The organism is Treponema vincentii F0403, from assembly GCF_000412995.1.
GTDB lineage: Bacteria > Spirochaetota > Spirochaetia > Treponematales > Treponemataceae > Treponema > Treponema vincentii.
The window spans coordinates 64931-82206 of record NZ_KE332513.1 but is presented as its reverse complement, the minus strand read 5'-3'; the positions used below and the strand labels follow the sequence as shown (position 1 = coordinate 82206).

Annotated in this window: 14 protein-coding genes; 3 read left to right on the top strand and 11 right to left on the bottom strand. The window is 48.4% G+C overall.

The genetic code is table 11. The annotated features are described in order from the left end of the window. Positions 1-70: 70 nt before the first annotated feature. The 4 genes from HMPREF1222_RS11125 to HMPREF1222_RS11110 are packed head-to-tail and all read right to left on the bottom strand — an operon-like array spanning position 71 to position 7025. The gene (locus tag HMPREF1222_RS11125) at positions 71-1612 is read right to left on the bottom strand and encodes a hypothetical protein (RefSeq protein WP_016519483.1); all 1542 of its coding nucleotides are present in this window, start codon (positions 1610-1612) and stop codon (positions 71-73) included. Beyond that, positions 1609-3111: a motility associated factor glycosyltransferase family protein gene (locus tag HMPREF1222_RS11120; protein WP_016519482.1), complete on the bottom strand. Its 1503-nt coding sequence runs from the start codon at positions 3109-3111 to the stop codon at positions 1609-1611. Before HMPREF1222_RS11120 ends, HMPREF1222_RS11125 begins: the two co-directional genes overlap by 4 nt. Then, the gene (locus HMPREF1222_RS11115) at positions 3108-4694 is read right to left on the bottom strand and encodes a 6-hydroxymethylpterin diphosphokinase MptE-like protein (RefSeq protein ID WP_016519481.1); all 1587 of its coding nucleotides are present in this window, start codon (positions 4692-4694) and stop codon (positions 3108-3110) included. Before HMPREF1222_RS11115 ends, HMPREF1222_RS11120 begins: the two co-directional genes overlap by 4 nt. A gap of 57 nt (positions 4695-4751) precedes the next feature. Beyond that, on the bottom strand, positions 4752-7025 hold the full coding sequence (locus tag HMPREF1222_RS11110) for a midas domain-containing protein (RefSeq protein WP_016519480.1): 2274 nt from the start codon (positions 7023-7025) through the stop codon (positions 4752-4754). 179 nt (positions 7026-7204) lie between these two features. Between HMPREF1222_RS11110 and HMPREF1222_RS11105 the strand changes: the two genes are divergently transcribed. Together HMPREF1222_RS11105 and HMPREF1222_RS11100 are read left to right on the top strand one after the other, a co-directional pair. Further along, positions 7205-7654, top strand: a complete 450-nt coding sequence (locus HMPREF1222_RS11105; RefSeq protein ID WP_016519479.1) for a septum formation initiator family protein — start codon at positions 7205-7207, stop codon at positions 7652-7654. Next, on the top strand, positions 7629-8177 hold the full coding sequence (locus HMPREF1222_RS11100) for an L-threonylcarbamoyladenylate synthase (RefSeq protein ID WP_016519478.1): 549 nt from the start codon (positions 7629-7631) through the stop codon (positions 8175-8177). The genes HMPREF1222_RS11105 and HMPREF1222_RS11100 overlap by 26 nt, the downstream gene beginning before the upstream one ends. A 108-nt stretch (positions 8178-8285) precedes the next feature. On the opposite strand, the gene HMPREF1222_RS11095 is transcribed toward HMPREF1222_RS11100, so the two are convergent. The 6 genes from HMPREF1222_RS11095 to HMPREF1222_RS11070 all read right to left on the bottom strand — a co-directional run bounded on the left by HMPREF1222_RS11095 (position 8286) and on the right by HMPREF1222_RS11070 (position 14985). Next, complete coding sequence (locus HMPREF1222_RS11095) at positions 8286-9206, bottom strand: Rpn family recombination-promoting nuclease/putative transposase (protein ID WP_016519477.1); 921 nt, start codon at positions 9204-9206, stop codon at positions 8286-8288. Positions 9207-9300: 94 nt separating this feature from the next. Then, complete coding sequence (locus HMPREF1222_RS11090; protein WP_006190098.1) at positions 9301-10215, bottom strand: tyrosine-type recombinase/integrase; 915 nt, start codon at positions 10213-10215, stop codon at positions 9301-9303. A 3-nt stretch (positions 10216-10218) separates the two neighbouring features. After that, positions 10219-12354 carry a type I DNA topoisomerase gene (gene topA / locus HMPREF1222_RS11085; protein WP_016519476.1) on the bottom strand — a complete coding sequence of 712 codons (2136 nt, stop codon included), beginning with the start codon at positions 12352-12354 and terminating at the stop codon, positions 10219-10221. 1 nt (position 12355) lies between these two features. Then, positions 12356-13309 carry a DNA-processing protein DprA gene (dprA, locus tag HMPREF1222_RS11080; protein WP_016519475.1) on the bottom strand — a complete coding sequence of 318 codons (954 nt, stop codon included), beginning with the start codon at positions 13307-13309 and terminating at the stop codon, positions 12356-12358. Between the two features lie 108 nt (positions 13310-13417). Beyond that, complete coding sequence (locus HMPREF1222_RS11075; protein ID WP_006190092.1) at positions 13418-14137, bottom strand: tetratricopeptide repeat protein; 720 nt, start codon at positions 14135-14137, stop codon at positions 13418-13420. Positions 14138-14262: 125 nt separating this feature from the next. After that, complete coding sequence (locus HMPREF1222_RS11070; protein WP_016519474.1) at positions 14263-14985, bottom strand: RluA family pseudouridine synthase; 723 nt, start codon at positions 14983-14985, stop codon at positions 14263-14265. Between the two features lie 14 nt (positions 14986-14999). Here HMPREF1222_RS11070 and HMPREF1222_RS11065 point away from each other — a divergent pair, with 14 nt between their 5' ends. Beyond that, on the top strand, positions 15000-16205 hold the full coding sequence (locus tag HMPREF1222_RS11065) for a hypothetical protein (RefSeq protein WP_016519473.1): 1206 nt from the start codon (positions 15000-15002) through the stop codon (positions 16203-16205). Between the two features lie 21 nt (positions 16206-16226). Here HMPREF1222_RS11065 and HMPREF1222_RS11060 read toward each other — a convergent pair whose 3' ends face one another. Continuing rightward, entirely contained in the window at positions 16227-17192 is a 966-nt protein-coding gene (locus HMPREF1222_RS11060; RefSeq protein ID WP_006190080.1) for a TraB/GumN family protein, read from the bottom strand. Positions 17193-17276: the final 84 nt, after the last annotated feature.

The window sequence follows — 17276 nt, the reverse complement described above, 5'->3', positions numbered from 1 at the left end:
GACGCTGCCGTTTGCAAAACGGCAAAAGCATAATAATAAGAGTATATCACTCTGTCAACCGGTTCCGAGCTTAGCTTAAACGGGCAAGGCATCGTCTATATTGATCGGGGTTAACTCGAAAGGCGACAATAGGATCGCTGCCTTCTTGGATGGCCTTGCCGATTGCGGCGGTCGCTTCTTCGATCATACGGGGAGCGGGAATAAGCCGCCCCGCTCGTGTTGTGAGCCCGATGCCGAGCGTTTGTTTCACAGAATCATCCAACAGTGTATGAATTTCGTCATAGAGGGTGCTCGCAATTTGCATCGCCTGATCTAAGGGGGCATAAAATATCATTACCCCGAGAATGTCTTTATTAAAGATAAATATCTTATGAATACGGTCGAGCGTTGAACGCAATAAGTGGATAATTTGCTGGTTATGCGGAAGATCGGTTGCATGGATAAGCATGAGCGTTAAATCTTCTTCTGCAACGGCGGTTTCCGTAATGGCGGTTGTCAATTCTTCGATGAGCGTTGCCTGTTCAAGGGAGTGGTTTTCGCCATGCGCGGTATCTGCGAGCGGGGTGTTCTCAAATGTCGTAACGGACGCTTGTTTTTCGGTTTCTTTTGTTTCGGGTTTCAACGTTTGTGTATGGTTTTCAAAAAAACCGTAATTTTCTGCGTCTAAGTTCCTTTCATTGCCGGCTGCCGGCGTGCTAGGCTCTTTTGCAATGCCGGATTCGTTCTGCGACTCGGTTTCCGTCCGCTTTTCCCGTTCATCGTCATAGATGTGCAGACGGTTTAAGGATTCCAGCTGTACGTTTAACGGTAAAGGAGACGGCTCATGCGTTTTTGTTCCATTTTCTTCTGCTGCCGGTTCTTGATGCGGGGAAGACTGAGTTTCGCCGATATCCGTTTGTTCTTCTTGCGGGGCGGCTGCTGCACCGGTTTGCGGGATGCTATCCGGTTCAACGGTATTCTCCATTCCATGTTCTTCTGCCGTATAGTCTGCCCGAGTAATTTCCGAATCGGTTACCGCTGTTTCCGAAACATGGGGCTCGTTTTTAAGTACCGATTTCTTTTGCGCAGGTTTTAGATCAATATATGAAAAAACCAATACCATGACGGTCATCAGCACAATCAGCAGCAGTAAAAAAAATACTATCTGACCGCGGTTAAAGATAGTTTCCATCGGGAGTGTCTGCAGTGCCGCATGGACGGTAACCGTATTGCCGGTTTCTTTAATCGGGATATGTATTTGTGCAGCGGTAAAAAAGAGCGGTAAATTTTTTACTTCGACAACATATTGTTCGTTATATGAAAAAAAGTCGGTATTTTGCGGCCAGATAAATACGATACCGGCGGAATCTCTCATTACGACCGATTGAACATATTTGCTGTAGTTACGGCACAGCTGTTCAAGCCGTATCTGTAGACGGGTATAATCGTTTTCTTGAGCGGATTCCGATAGAATCTCGCCGGTGTGTTGGGCAAATACTTTAAAGCGCTTCAACGCTTCCGTTTTCCCCGCAGCAGAATCGCTATTGAGAGTAAACACAAACCAGAGTAGACTTCCTATAATAACAAGTAATGCACATGCTGCATATACCGACATCAATATTTTTTTCATCATAAATCAGTATACTCCGAAATGAGTTCCGATACAAGTTCAATATCGGTGAATTTTTCTTTTCTATGTACTTTGCACCATGCAAGTGCGGGCAGGAGACTCATTTCGGTATTCCGGCCTCGTTGCTGTAAGCTTTGCATAAAGGATGAGAGGAATGCCGTATACGGAAATTGCTGAAAATCGGCGTGCTGCCAGCGGATAACACTCTGCTTTTCCGCTTCAAAAGCCTCCCGATAGGAATCCAAGAGCGGCGTTCGATAGGTAAGGCCTTTCTTCGTCCGTTTGCCGTAAATTTCGGTACGGAACATAAGGCGGACAAAAGAGTTTTCTTGCGGGCAAATACGCGCCGCGCTGCCTGCATATTGATCCGAAAGATAGGTGCCGCGGGAATATGCTTTGCCGCCGGTGTAGGCAAAATCCATACCGCTGCATTCGATATGCCGGTATCCGAGCGCTTGCGCTGCATGGTAGGCTGCGACGGCCACAGTGCCGGAACCCGTGGTAAGCGGCGGAAAAGGAGAAAAAAGCGCGGCGGTTTGGACGAGCGGATGGCCGCCTGCCGTAAAGAACAAGGCATTGCCGTTTTCATAAAAGCGGCGCGCTCCGGCTGTGTTAGCAGAAAGGTCGAAAATACCGGTCGTTTCCTTAGGTATGACGCCGATGGTGTGCTGATACGAAATATGCTGCGGGTCAATCGCAATAAAGAATTCAGGTATAATCCCGCTGGTGCACGCGGCTGGAAAGGCTGTATCGGTACAAAAGACCGTGTACCGCTGTCGGCACCGTTTAAGCAGCAACAAGCCTTCTTCCAAACTTGGTCCGGCTCCCAATACCAACGCCGTCCGGTTTGTATCCGTGTGCGGGTATGCAGGCTTAACGGCGCCGGCGAGGCGTAAATTCAAAAAGATATTCCGCAGCCAGATTTTTCCGAAATGAACTTGAACCGAAAAATCCGCTTTGATTTTTTCGAGCGCTTGTTCGATTTTCTCCGGCAAATCTTCGGTTTGCGTTTTATAGTATTCGTTCCATGTTCTTAAAATATGATAGCCGAAGGTACCGTGTACGGCCGGTAAATAGGAAGCCGCGAGTGCTGATATAAACGTGCCGTCGGTGCAGGGCGGCAAAAGGAACACCCTGCTGTCGGATAACAATCCCGTATAGTCGATAAGCGAGAGCAGCTGTTTAAACGATTCGTAATCGGCTTCCGTAATTGCGCAAAAGGATTGAGGATGCTTATCTAAAAAAACTTTGAGGTGGATGCCGTTTCCCAGCCCGCAAAAGAGCATAAACCCGGCGGATGCGGTAACGGCGCGCTCCGCCTCCCGTATGGGATTGTAGAGGGATTGCAGCGCCTGCCCCGATGCGAAAAGAGGCACCGGTTCGCCTGTTTTTGCCGCTGCGATGCCTTTATAGACGACTCCTGTGCGAGCCCGCCGGAGGTTTTCTGCGAGTTCCGGCTGTTCGATGCTTATCGCAGCGAGGTTCTTCTCTAAAACCGTCATGCTTCTATCCTTTTAATGAACGCGCCGAGTACGCGGCTTACCTGTTCGGTCAGATTTGCTTGTGCTTTTGCATCCGTAGGATTTTTTACAACGTTGCAGTACGCGGTATAGCTGCATAATGCGCATATCTGCTTTTCAAGTGTTGCCGCATCCTCCGTAAGCCGCGCCGGTTCCATTGCGATTAAGGCCGGCAGTCCGGTACGCAGCGTGTTTAAAAGAGAGAATACAATTTGAGTGCGTTCCGGACGGGAAGGCGCGGGGTAGGGGTGTACGGAAAGCAGCGCCGCATCTTGGGCGCTGTTTTTGTGTTTGGCAGGTGGATTACCGGTGCCGAGCTGCGTGCTGCAAGGTTGCGTGTTGTTCGTGCTGCCGGACTGTGTATTGCACATGCGGGCGGCGGTATCGGCCGATAATACTGCAGGTTGAGCGGTTTCGGCGGCGCCGGCCGTTAGGTCTACGGGTTTGATATTAGGTAGCGGCGCACCCCCCGTACCGGCGCGGAAAAGTCTCCGTGCGGATGCAGGAGGCAGCTGCAAAAACCATTGCCGGTAGGTTTCAAGCGATTGAGATGCAAAGTTTTGTACGGCGAGCGTACCCGCAAGCGGATTAAGTCTATTCGCCGCAGCAAACAGACGTGTGATGCTTGCATGCGGCCGGGCATGGGTAAACCCTTTTGCAGCTGCCAGATCGACGCCTGCAAGGATGATATTCCGGTTGGTGTGCCGTAACAGCAGTTCGCAGGCCGTTCCCGTTACGGTGCCGTTCTCGCGGGCTGTAAGCGGCTGCAGATGTGCGGCCGTAAAGAGCGCTGCTTCCAGCGGAGAATTGTAGGAAAGCGGCACACAAGGATGAGCTTTTAATATCGATGAGGGAACGGCCGCTTCGAGCGGAAAGGCTGCGGGGACGCCTGCAGGCAGGCTGTCAAAATGCGGTAATGCCCAATAGCCGGCGTCGGTAGCGATGCAGAGGTCTATCGGGATATTCCGAGCCGTTAGTACCCTGCACGCCGATGATACGGCAAGGATAGAGTATGACGCCGCTTGCGCCGCGGTGAGCTGCTCCAAGGTCGGGCCTGCTCCCGCTAGGATAAAATTCCGTTCTCCGAAGCTCAGCAGTGCAGGGCGTTCAAGCCGGATAAAATTATCGACGGTGTTTTTGAGCCATTTATTTCCGAAAAAGGAGCGGGTATGCATGACGCTTGTAAGCATATTGATTGTATACCGGATCTGATTCCAAGCTGCCTCCGCCTCATCGGGAAACGCTTTATCGGCAGCCTTCCAGCTTAAAAAACGGGTTCCGGCTAATTTTTCATCGGGTATATGAGACAGTAAAAAAAAAGGCAGGCTTCCGTTTCCCGGCCGCCATACGGCATCCCAAAGATCATCGGAATCGGAAAAAAGCGTTTCGCTGTAGCGTATTGCGATACGTTTTGTGTATGGAAATTGTGCTTTCAGTGCGGGGGCGAGGTAGGATTCGCCCGGCTCGGTTATGACGATAATGGAAGGGGTGCCTTCAATAGAGGCGGCGAATTGTTCCGCTTCTTTATTTGGATTGTACTTTGAATGGAGACGAAAGGGAAGCATGGGGAAGGCGGCCGGCCGCTATGCGGGGTTGCATAGCGGCAAAGAGACAGTGCTATATTAGGAAATGCCTAATTCTTCAAAAAGATGCTTGTAGGTTTCAAAATATTCTGATTTGGCAAACTCTTCAATCTTCTTTTCGGGTAAGGCTTCCAACAGCTGATCCATATAGGAAAGAACCGATTTGATTTCGTTTTTCAGCTCTAACGGAATGGAGATTGTGGCTTCCCGTTTCTTGGTTGCAGCCTGTAACAATGTTTCCTGTTTCGGTTCTTTAGAATTACCTTCTTCTTCAGGCTCCAATTCCGGAATTGCATCCAATTCTTCTATCGGTGCTTCATGTCCGGTTTCTTCGGCAGCCGACTCAATAACCGGAGCATCGGCTACAAAGGGTTCTTCGATAATTTCTTCTTTTATTTCCGCTTCGGAAGCCGTTGAAGCATCCGCAAAGGGATTGGGGAAATCTTCGTCGTTTTGTAGTTCATGAATTGTGCGTTCTTCCGTAACTTCGGCGGGGAACCGTACTTCTTCAGTCTCCGGTTCGGCTTCGATAACTGCAGCAGCTTTGGGTTCTTCGGCTATGGGCTCGATATTCGGAACTTCGATTTCCTGTTCGGAAGGTATATCGAAAGATTCGATATTTATATCTTCAAAGTCGCTTTCTTCATCTGCCGGTTCCGCTTCTCCGATTTCTTCAAGTTCGGCTGTTTCTTGATCCGATGAATCGTTATCAATAAGCTCTTCGCCTTCATCCGGAACCTCCGACGATTCGTCAAGGTAGCTGAGATCCTCCGGCAGTGATGTAATCGGCGCCGCCTCTACATTAAAGACAGGATCGGAAGCAAGGAGTTTTTCTCCTTCCGCTTCCGGTTTATAATCGCCGTCCGATTCTACAGGTTCAGGTTCCGCAATACTGTCTTCAAAGGAATGATCGGCAGGCGGTGTTTCTTCCATATCGGGATCGATATCTTTAGTCAGTACGGGCGGTACTTCATAGTTTTCGTTTTCTTCTTCCGCTGCTTGAGTTTCTTCAGCGGGAGCCCGCTCCCCATCCTCACTATTCCGCTCTTCGGTAAAATCCGCGGTAATAAGGATGTTATTTAATTCATCGCCGGTGAGAGCAATTGTTTCGTCGGTGTCATCATCGCTGAAAAAGCCCGAACTTTCCGTATCGGCATTTTTTTCCGTTTGAGGATTTCCGGTATCTTTTACGGAAGATTCGGCAACAGTTTTTGATTGAGCTGTCATCGTGGCTTTGAGGTTGTTCAGTTCTGCTTTCAGATCGCTGATTTCGTGAGCAATTTTCATCAACAGCTCGGTTGCCTTATCTTGCTCAGCGGCGGGGTGTTGCGATGTTTCGGCCGTTGTGTTCATGCTATCCTTTGTCTCCTGTGCCGGAGCAGGTGCTGTCGGTTCAGTTTCGTTAGTGTGTTCGGTATTCTGCGGTGTTGAAAGCAAATCCTGTTTAACCGCTTCAATATCGTCAAAGAAGGCCGGTTCTTCCGTATCGGCAGTTTTACTATCGGTTTTATCTTCTTTATCTTCATGCGTTCCGAAAATCGGAATATCTGCATTATCTTCTACGACCTGCGACGAAAGCTCGGAAAGCGGTTGTACCTTAGCCGCTTCATCGTCCGCTGTAACGTTAATATCTAAGACGGGTTTTTCTTTTTGTTCGCTATTTTGCTCTTCTGTGGTATCGCCTTTAATGATATCGTCAAAATCATCAACCGGTTCAAAGTTACCGTCCGAGCCGGAAGAATCGGATGGAGCGGCATCTTCAAAATCGTCAAGTGAAATTTCGCTGAAATTTTCCAGTCCTGCAGGAGGAGTATCATTATCCATCGGTTTTTCCGTATCGTCTGTCATTTCGGTGAAGTCTAGGTCTATCGGCTCTTCTTCAACAAAGGTTTCGGAGACTTCCTGCGGTTCCGGCGAGCCTTCATCGGATAAAAAATCATCCAAATCAAGCGATTCGAAACTGTCTTCGTCAAGCGGAACATCGGAAGAATCGTTTCCGGTGTAAGAAGAGGAATCCGTTTCAAGAGGTACTGTATCCAAAGAGTTTATATCGTTTAATTCCTCAAGCTCGGGTGCTTTGATATCGGTATCCATATCCGAATTAGAAAATGAAAAATCATCATCAAAATTTATATCATTTTGATCTTCTATACCGGAATCACTTGCTATTTGCGAATCATCCGAATCAAGCGGTTCGATACTATCTTTCTTTTTTTTAAGCCATACACCATACATGTCTAATTTTTCCGTACTATCACTATCTATAGAAAAATTAGGATCATATAAATCGTCGGTTTTGTTAAACTTATCCATAAATATTTCTCCACGAAGGGCGATGTTATTATATCATGTATCGGCATACCCTGTATATAACATAAGCAGAAGTCTTATTTGAAGCCTCTAAAGGTTAGCTCTTGAGCTTCACTTTCCTATTATACCTTATTCTAAATAAAATTCAAGAAAATATTTATTTTGCCGTTATTAGAATAAGTATGAAATTTTATTTGAAAGTTATTACGCCTCTTTTTGTGTTTGCGTTTGTCTATAGTGTTTTGAGCATTTGTTTGGGGCCGCGGGGTTTTTTTGCACGCCAGCAGTTAAGGCGGCAGCGTGAGGCGCTTGTTCAGCATGTTCAGCTCTTATCGGATATGGGTGAAAATCTGAATATCCGTATTGCAAATCTTTCTTCCGACCCCGAAACCATTGCCGTGTATGCGCATGAATTGGGGTATATCCAAAAAAACGAACGGCTTATCAAATTGATGAACTTTTCCGGTACTGCAGAGCGTACCGACGATGCCGGTGTTGCCTATCTGATCGAAGCACCCCGCTATGTGCCGGATGCCGTTTGTAAAACAATCGCTGTTTCGATGAGCATTATTGTGATTATGTGCGAAATGATTATGAGTAGAAAAAATGCGTATTCAAAAAAAATCTCCTAATTCGGCAGCCGCTGCTGCAGCGGAACTCAAGAAGGGTAATGTTATCATTATCCCAACCGATACGATTTACGGATTTTCCGGTTTGATCGGAAAAACTGCGGAATCAATTGCCCGCATTAAAGGAAGAGAAGAAAATAAGCCGTTTATCGCCCTTATTGCCGAACCTGCGGATATTTACCGCTATACCGAACTAAAAATTCCCGAACATATCTTGAATCTGTGGCCTGCACCGCTGACTCTCATTGTGCCGTTAAAAGGGCAGGGGACACAGGCCTTTCGGTGCCCTGCGGATGAATGGCTGCGGAGTGTCGTTGCTGCTGCAGGCGACGCGGTGTATTCGACAAGCGTCAACCGTTCGGGAACTCCTCCGCTTACCGATATAAAGACCATCTGTAAAGAGTTTGAAGATTCTGTCGGGTTAGTTGTTGACGGCGGTAATCTTGAGGGGCTCCCTTCTACGCTGGTCGATTTAACGTCCGGCACACCCCGCGTACTCCGGCAAGGTTCTGTCGTTATCGATTAAGGCTGCTGCAGGGAGAAAAAAGTGTGAAATTTTAGGAAAAATTTCACATAAAAGGAAGGTAATCGCATCAGATTGTTTTTTAGTATCCTCACAAAATAAAGAACAAATTTATTTTATGGCCTCAATTTCTGCTTTAGATAGTCCTGTAATTTTGCAAATATCGGCCTGCGGATAGCCCATACTAAGCATCGTTTTTGCCGTTTCGAGCTTTGCTTGGCGGGAACCCTCTGAGCGACCGCGGGCTTCTCCTTCTGCGAGGCCAAGCGTTTTACCTTCCGCAAGACCCCATTCGGCTCCTGCTTTGAACTGCACTTCAGAAATGGTTGCTATGTCGCTTTTCAGCTTCATTCTTGATTCATACAGCTTCCGTTCTTCAGGATTCAAGCTGAGAACATCGATTTTCTCATTCAACATTTGTAATATCGGTGAAGTTGTCGCTAACATGGCTCTCTCCTCCTTATCGTCCGTTTCTATAAACCGCAACCAGTTTAACAGTTTTTCCTGCTTTTTGGTAGTGATAGCTTGCCGTATCTTAGTCCCTTTTACTGCCGCCAAGTTCAGAAAGTGTATCTCTAATAAATCAGTGAGCTGTTGATAAGTTTGTTGTTCCAGTATGCGATAGGCAGAGTGCACCTCACTATTGAGCTTAAATCCTTGGGAGATCAGATTAATAGCGATGCATCTTGTAAGACTGGTATACGGTTCACCTTCTTTGAAGCCTTCAATGTACATTTTAGCCCAATAGAACAATGTACGGGGAATAAATTCGGTGGACCACGAGTTTTGAATTTCAATATCGATTGTTGTTCCGTCTTTTAGGCGGAGCTTAACATCGAGAATGCCGGTCTTATCGGTTATCTCATCTTTACTAAGTTCTTTGTCCAGTAATTCAAGGTCGGTAATCATACCGGCGGGCATGTCCAGTACGCATTCAAGAAAGTCCTGCAAGCAGGCTTTGTTTTCTTCCGAGCCGAGCAGAAGCTTGAATAAATAATCGTTTTTAAGGGTTAAGGTATAGGTGTTTTCCATTTACGCCTCCATACCCTTTATATAAAGCACGGATGCAAAAATGGCCGGAAAAATGCGGAAAATTCTTCGCTAATTCTTAATTAAAAATTATGAATTACCCATGCGGGTGGGCTTTGTGGTACAGGTCTTGGAGCTGGGCTGCCGTGATATGCGTGTACCGCTGCGTGGTTGCGATATTGCTGTGCCCCAACAGTTCTTGCACAACCCGTATATCCGCACCCCGCGTGATAAACATGGAGGCAAAACTATGCCGGAATGCGTGCGGCGTAAGCTTTTTATAGTTCGGAAGCAGGGCGGTATACCGATCGATGATGTAGCGTATGCCCTGTGTCGTAAGCGCCCCGCCGCGGCAGTTTAAAAAAAGAGCCTCTTCCGCAACAGGCGTCTTTAAGCCGTCCTGTTCTTTTAGATAGGCAATCAATTCCGCCCGTTCCGTCAAATACCGCTGCACCGCTTCTTGAGCAAAATCCGCAAAAAACACCTTACGCTCTTTGCTGCCCTTTCCCCGCACGATTGCCCAGCGGCACTCACCCTTTAAATCCGTTATTTTGAGCCCCTGCAGCTCTGCCGCACGGCATCCGGTGGAGTAGAGCGAAGAAAAGAGCGCTGCATCGCGGGCATACCATAAAATTCCCGCTTCTTTGGGAAATTCGCAGAAGCGTTCCGCTTCGTCAGGGAAGAGGAAGCGGGGCAGCTTGTCCGGTTGTTTGAGGTTGCGGATAAGCGCGGCGGGGTTTGTCGTGCACAGGCCTTTCTGCAGGGCATAGCGGTACAGTCCCCGCACGCAAGACAGGATACGGTTGACGCTTGCCGGAGCAAAATGCCGGTTACCGAGGTCTGCGACAAAGATGCGTACCTGCACTTTCGAAACTTCGGTAAAGGGTAGTTCATTTTCTGCAAGCCATGCTGAAAAAAGCTTGAGGTCGTTCCGGTACGCTTCAATCGTTTTTTCGGAAAAGTGCCTCACACCCGCGCTGTAGGCGAGGTAGTCCTCAAAGACCTGCTCCATCGGCTATTCGATATCCCGGTCTTCCACACCTTCGACAATGCTGTGCAGGTAATCGCAGTCGGGGTTTACGCAGGCCTTATAGCTGCCGTTCTTTTTGTCGTATTTTTCTACCAAGAACCAGCCGCATTTCGGACATATTGCGTTAATCGGCTTAAAGTGAGAGATAAAATTGCATTTCGGAAAGTTTGTACAGCCGAAGAATTCTTTTCCCCGTCCTTTTGCCCGTCGGGATACGATGTCGCCGCCGCATCCCGGCCGCGGACATTTTGCCAGCGGAATGGATTTTGTATTGCGGCATTCGGGAAAGCCTTCACATGCCAAGAAAAAACCGAAGCGGCAGAGCTTTTTCATCATCCGCTTGCCGCACTTTTCGCAGGTAAAGTTGGTCGGTTCGTCGAGGCTTCCTTTCAAACTGCCTAAATGAGCCATCACCGAATCTACCTGCGTGATAAACGGGGTATAGAAGGAGCCGATAATCTTTGACCAATCGGCATTGTGTTCTTCTATTTCGTCCAATTTCTGTTCCATACCGGCGGTAAAGTTGACATCAATAACATCGTTGAAGTTCTCCACCAAAATATCGTTGATCATTCTGCCGAGCTGGGTGGGAACGAGCTGCTTATTGGAGCGGCTGACGTAATAGCGGTCGAGCAGCACCGAAATAATCGGCGCATAAGTCGACGGGCGTCCGATGCCTTTTTGTTCCAACATCTTAACGATACTCGCGTCGGTATAGCGAGCCGGCCCCTGCGTAAAGTGCTGTTCGGGCGTAAGGCTGTCCACCGTCAGGGTATCGCCGGTTTTTAATACCGGTAAGGTTTTGCCTTTCTCTTCTTTTGAAAGGAGCAGATTCAGCACGGCGTAAAAGCCCTTGTCCGTTACCTTTGTAGAAGCCGTCCTAAAAACCGCATCACCGGCGGAAATTTCATAGCTGAGCGTTTCCGTCTTTGCGCCGGTCATCTGGCTCGCGGTAAAGCGTTCCCAGATAAGGGTGTACAGGCGTAACTGGTCGCGGTTCAGGTAGTCCTTTAGATAATCGGGCGTATAATTGCAGTATGTGGGGCGGATACCTTCGTGGGCATCCTGTGCTTTTGCGCCGACGGTGTAGAAATTCGGTTTTTCAGGCAAAAAGGCGGGATGCTGCTCGCCGATCCACTTACGCACCTCCGCAAGGGCGACATCGGATATACGCACCGAGTCGGTACGCATATAGGTGATTAAACCGACGCGGCTCGAGCCGACGGCGATACCTTCATACAGCTGCTGTGCAATCTGCATCGTTTTACGGGAGGTAAAGCCGAGCCTGTTTGCCGCGGTTTGCTGCATCGTGGAGGTTGTAAACGGGGGCTTAGGATGGATGGTCTTTTGGGTGCTTTTGACATCGGTAACCGCCGCCTCCTTCCCGTGCAATACATCGATGATGGCCTGTACCTCCCGCTCGTTTTTCAGCGTAGGTTTTTCTCCTTTATAGAGAGCAAGCTGGGCGTTAAAGGCTGTTTTGCCTTTTTTAAAAGAGCCTTCAAGCGTCCAAAATTCTTCGGGGATAAAACTTTCCACTTCCCGTTCGCAGATAAGGCGCAGCGCAACCGACTGTACCCGCCCTGCGGAAAGCCCGTTCTTTACCTTTTGCCAGAGAAGAGGAGAAAGGTTATAGCCGACAAGCCGGTCGAGTACGCGGCGGGCTTTTTGAGCGTTGACTTTTGACTCGTCGATATCCATAGGATTCTGCACGGCGGTTTTAATTGCCTGCGGGGTAATCTCGTTAAAAACGATGCGGTTTATCGGGACATCTTCGCATTTTTCCCGTATTGCATTGCAGAGGTGATAGGCGATAGCCTCCCCTTCGCGGTCATTATCACTTGCGAGAAAGACATGCTTGGCGTTTTTTGCATCCTGCTGCAGCTCTTTTAACAGCTTGGCTCTACCGCGTACCGTGATATATTCGGGCTGAAAGCCGTGTTCAATATCGATTGCAATACGGGACTTGGGCAGATCGATCAGGTGTCCCATCGAAGCTTTAACCGTATAGCCGCTGCCTAAATACTTTTCAATCGTTTTTGCTTTCGCCGGAGATTCTACGATAATCAAGTTCGTTTTTTTTGCTTTTGATGTTGCTTTTGTTGCGGTTTTTTTCGCCATGTTATGGTGCTCCTTTCTCAAACAAAGGTAGTTGTATGCGCTGTTCTCTCTGTAAATACTGCAAAGCCGGATGCGCCCATTCGCGCAAAAGGTCGCCGGCATGTTCTACCGGAATAGCCCCGTCTTCAGCGAGCTTTTTGCAGCCGGTATTCTGTACGGAATCCGTCATCCCGCCGTGTATACATACGTCGCGTCCTTGTTCGAGGGCAAAGTCTGCAGTAATAAGCGCCCCCGATTTTGCCGGCGCTTCGATAACAACGGTTGCGCGGGCTAATCCCGAAATCAGCCGGTTACGCTGCGGGAAGCGGTACGCGAGGGGCGGTTCTCCGGGCGCATATTCGCTGAGGATACAGCCGCCCGTTTCGAGGATTCTGCCTGCAAGCCGCGCATTGCTCTGCGGGTACAGCCGGTCAAGCCCGCAGGCCAGCACCGCCGTCGTAAGCCCGCCGCCTTCCAATGCTCCCCGATGCGCGAAGGTGTCGATTCCCCGTGCCAATCCCGAAATAACGGGAATGCCCGCGTGTCCGCATTCGGTACCTAGCTGCAGCGCAGCCTTAATGCCGTTCCCTGTCGGGCGGCGGGTACCGACAATCGCCGCAGCGGGCGTATCCGCTTTCGGCAAAACGCCGCGGTAGTACAGCAAAAAAGGCGCATCGGGAATCTCCCGCAGTAGGGGAGGAAAGTCGGCATCGTCGTAAAACGTCATGTTGATTCGGCAATACTTCATCAGCGACTCGGCCTTTTCCACCGCCTGTTCAAGCAGTTCGGGCTTGTAGCTGCGCGTACGGAAGCTCCGCTGCACGATCCGGCTCAACGTGTCTATTGAACTTACTGTAAGTGCTTGCAAAGTGTCAAGCGTGCGGGCAAGCAAAAGCCGTTCGCTGCCTTTGAGAAAAGAGCAATAAGAGAGTGCTATGTAGAGTTTCCGCTTTTCGGAATCGGTTGTTGTGTTCATCAACGTATATGTAGAATCCTGTTACTTCCCGGGATCCTCTAAAAACTCGGTTAGATTTTTAGAGATGCCCTGCCGTATTTACTTTCCGCGCATTCTGCCGTCAAAGCCTTAGCGCCGTGCATTTTCTACAAAAGCCTTATTCCGTTCGGCATCGGCACGCTGTTCGGCGCTTCCGCTCGTTTTGATAATACGGTCGTAGGCTGCAATCGCTTTTTCGTATTGACCGGTCATATAATAGGCGCGCCCCAAAATGAAGAGGGAGTCAAGCGGTTTTTTCTCGCGGGCGGCCACCGGTTCCATAATCGTAATGGCATCTTCCGGACGGTTCAATTCAAAGACATAGAGCACGGACAGTGCATACACCGCCCGCGTATAGGTTGGGTCAAGCTCCACGGCGCGTTTATAGGCGGAGACCGACAGATCAAAGTATGCCTGCCGTTCGTCAAGGCCCATATTCGGGTAATCGAGGGTGCTTTTTGCTATGATGGCGGCGCATACGCCGATTTGATAAAACACATGCTGATTTTCGGGAAAGTATTCCAATGCGCTGCGGAAGGCTTCGAGCGCTTTTTTGTACATCTTTTTATCCATGTACCGGCGGCCGAGAATTTTATACCAAATGCCGATCCGCTGTTCCATCGTAAGAATGTCGTTGATCTTTCCCTGATATTTTTGTATGGCCGATTGCAATTCTTCTATAGAAGAGGGATTTTTGACGCCCATCTCCATGTCCTGCATCCGCCGTATAAAGGCGTTATCCTTACAGGCAACGCAGAGGAAAAGAACGGAACACAGCAGCCCGATATACGGAACTTTTTTTGATTTCATATAAACCTTCATATCGACATAGTTATATATCTTTGTCCGATTGTCAATATTGAGGGTGCTGTCAAATACTCGCTTTTATCCGATTAAAATAGGGTAGGCTGAAAATTCTCGACGTATCAAAACATTTATGGATGGACAGATACAAAATTGCCCTCCGGTATCAGCACATCAATCGCCGCTTGTATATGCTCCGGCGCCGGTACGGTAAAAAGACGTTTTTTGCCGCCGATGGGGAACATCAGGCGATAGGCGCACAGCTGGAGTTTTTTGATGCGGGCTGTTTTCCAAAGCTGCTTATTAAGGGCAAAGTTTCCGTGCTTGTCGTCGCCGATAATCGGATAGCCGATACCGGCAAGGTGGATACGGATTTGATGCATCCTGCCGGTATGCAGCCGAACGGAAAACAGGCTATAGGCATCCGTACTTGCGAGAAGCTTATACGCGCTTGAGGCCGGCTTTGGACTACCGTTTTCTACAATCGGCGTATCGATAATGCCCTCCGGCGGAAGCTTTTTAACCGGTTTCTTGTGTGCAGAAGGTTCAAAACCGCCGAAGCATAATGCAAGGTATTCTTTTTCAACAGCTTGAGATTCAAACAAAGCGCGGCACGAGCGGGCTGCATCGGCGCTTTTTGCAGTTACCAACAGGCCGGACGTTTCTTTATCCAACCGGTGCACGGGAAATATTTCAGAGCCGAGCTGCTTGCTTAAAATTTCAGTGAGGCATATCGAAACATGAGCGCCGCCCTGTACCGGAATACCGTAGGGCTTATTAACGATACAAAGAGCTTCGTCCTCGTATACAATCGGAATGGATTTCTTTACAATAGCTTGTTGTGTATCGTGCATACGGAGAGTATAGGATGAAACGGAAAAAAATTCAGCACTTTTTATGTTTAATTCTTCTGATCTTTGGTATCGGTTATCCGCTTAGGGCGGAGCTGATTGGTAATCCATCGTTAGGTTATACGCTTGATTTACCGGAAGGATTCCGCCTTGTCAATTCCCGGGAAAATGCACGCTATGTGTATCAAAATACGATTATTCCTGTCGGCTTGCAGGTTGCGCTCTACCCGTATCAGCAGTTCGGCACGGTAGCGGCTGCGGCGGATCATATTTTTTCTCAGCTGAAAGCGCAAAAAAAAGCGATACAGTTTTTGATGCAGGGAAATCCTGCGCTTGTCGCCAATCTTCAGTTTACGCAGCAAAACCAAAAGCAGGCAGGCTGGCTTTTGGTGCAGCCGCTTGCCGAACAAAGCGGCTGGCTGGTTATCTTAACGACAACGCAGGCGGAAAAGGCGCAGGAATATGAGCCGATGATGATTTCCAGCTTGGATGCCGTATTTACCGGTAGGCAATCCTTCTTTGAACCCGGTCCGATGATTCAGGCGGTATATCCCAAAGAGGGAACGATAAAAAAAGAAGTACTCTTTAACGGAAAAAAGCTTTCCGTACATTTTGACCGCTCCGATTCCGAAGCGAATCAGGCGGTCATAGACCGAGAGTTCGCATTGCTGACACGATACCTCAATTCTCCGCTGCAGCAAAAAGCATGGCAGCGCTATTACCGGATGATTTACCGCGACAGCATTGCCCGCTGCCGTCATCTTTCATTGATGTTGGAAAAAGAGTTAATCGAAGTCGGCCAAGAAGGGAAAATGCCGGCTGCAGAGACAATCGCGGCATCTTTGCTTGAATGGATGCAGGGCTTTACGTACACGAGGGACGAAAACGGTGCGGACTTTCTCAATATACCGTCGGTATGCACCGGCCAAAGCGGCGACTGCGACAGCCGTGCCTTGCTGATGTCTGTGATCTTGCAGCATTTTAATATCGATTCGATTTTGATGATTGCTCCCGAGCAAAAGCACGCGGTCGCCGCTGTAGACTGCCCCGGAGACGGAGCCCGCTTTACCCATAACGGCAAACGCTATCTTATTGCGGAAACGACGGCAAAGGTCGCGCTCGGACAAATTGCACAAGACCTTGCCGACCCCGGTCTCTGGTTTGCCGTCGATTGGTATACCCCTCCCGATCAGGATGAGTACGGATTCGGCAAGGCGGAATAAACCGCCCTGCAGGGTACCCCCTTATTTAAGCATGTTCTTCTGCCGCATGATTTCAAATACGCTTGATTTTCCAAGGAAGTGCGCGGTACCTGCAAAGACAAATGTGTTACCGCCTTCGCGCAGGTATTCGCCGAATTTCTGCGCCCATATCCGGTTCCGATCCGTTAACAGCGTGTCGATATAGGCTTGCGTTTTTTTTTCGGAGAAAGAAGACGGAACTTCAAAAAGTAAGTCGACAAGCATGGCTGAAAGTTCTTTCCGATTATTACTCAGGTAAAGGTCTCGAACTTTATGCATTTCTTCCCTGTTTGCATCGATATCCCGCAGTGCTTGTATAGAATCTTTTAACATTGCAAGCTGATCGTCAAAAGTTCCGTATGAAAGCACCGCAATTTGCTGCTGAGCGGTATCAAGCGCTTCAATTTTTTTATTTTCTGCCCGCTGTATTAGATACATATCGATACCGTCTCCCGCGTTCAGTCCTATTTTACTCATTAAAAACTGAGCCAATACCGTATTTAAAATCCACGGATTAAAAAGTGCAAGCTGGTGTACCGTATCATCGCCGATTGTTTCGTATAGAAAGGCAAGATCGTCTTCAGATAAAACATTGAGTAGACTCTTTTTAGGATCGGCATTCATATTTTTTATAATGACACTTTGCATTTCTCCGACAAACGCTTCCATCTCCGGCATACCGCCAAGCTCACTTACCAGCCGGTCGGCTTTATCAAATGCATCCAGCACGTTCTTTTGCAGAGGGTAAAAACTTTTATCGGCAACATGAACAGTCCCAAGCACATAGACCGAACCTTTATTGCCTCTAATCTCCCAAAAAAAACGTTCGGGATGTTCTATTAATACCGGTAATACCGAATTCGGTAATTCATGTTTCTGCTTAACTTGACCGGTAGTTGTGCAGGCGGTAAGCATAATGCCCAACATAAAAAGCGGCAGTATCTTTCTTAAATATTTATGAGTTATCATATCGTCCTCCTGCCGACAAAAATACCGGTTTTTTGTATTTCCTGCTAGAGCTGAAGTCTTGTAACGGTTTTTGCAAGTCGCTAT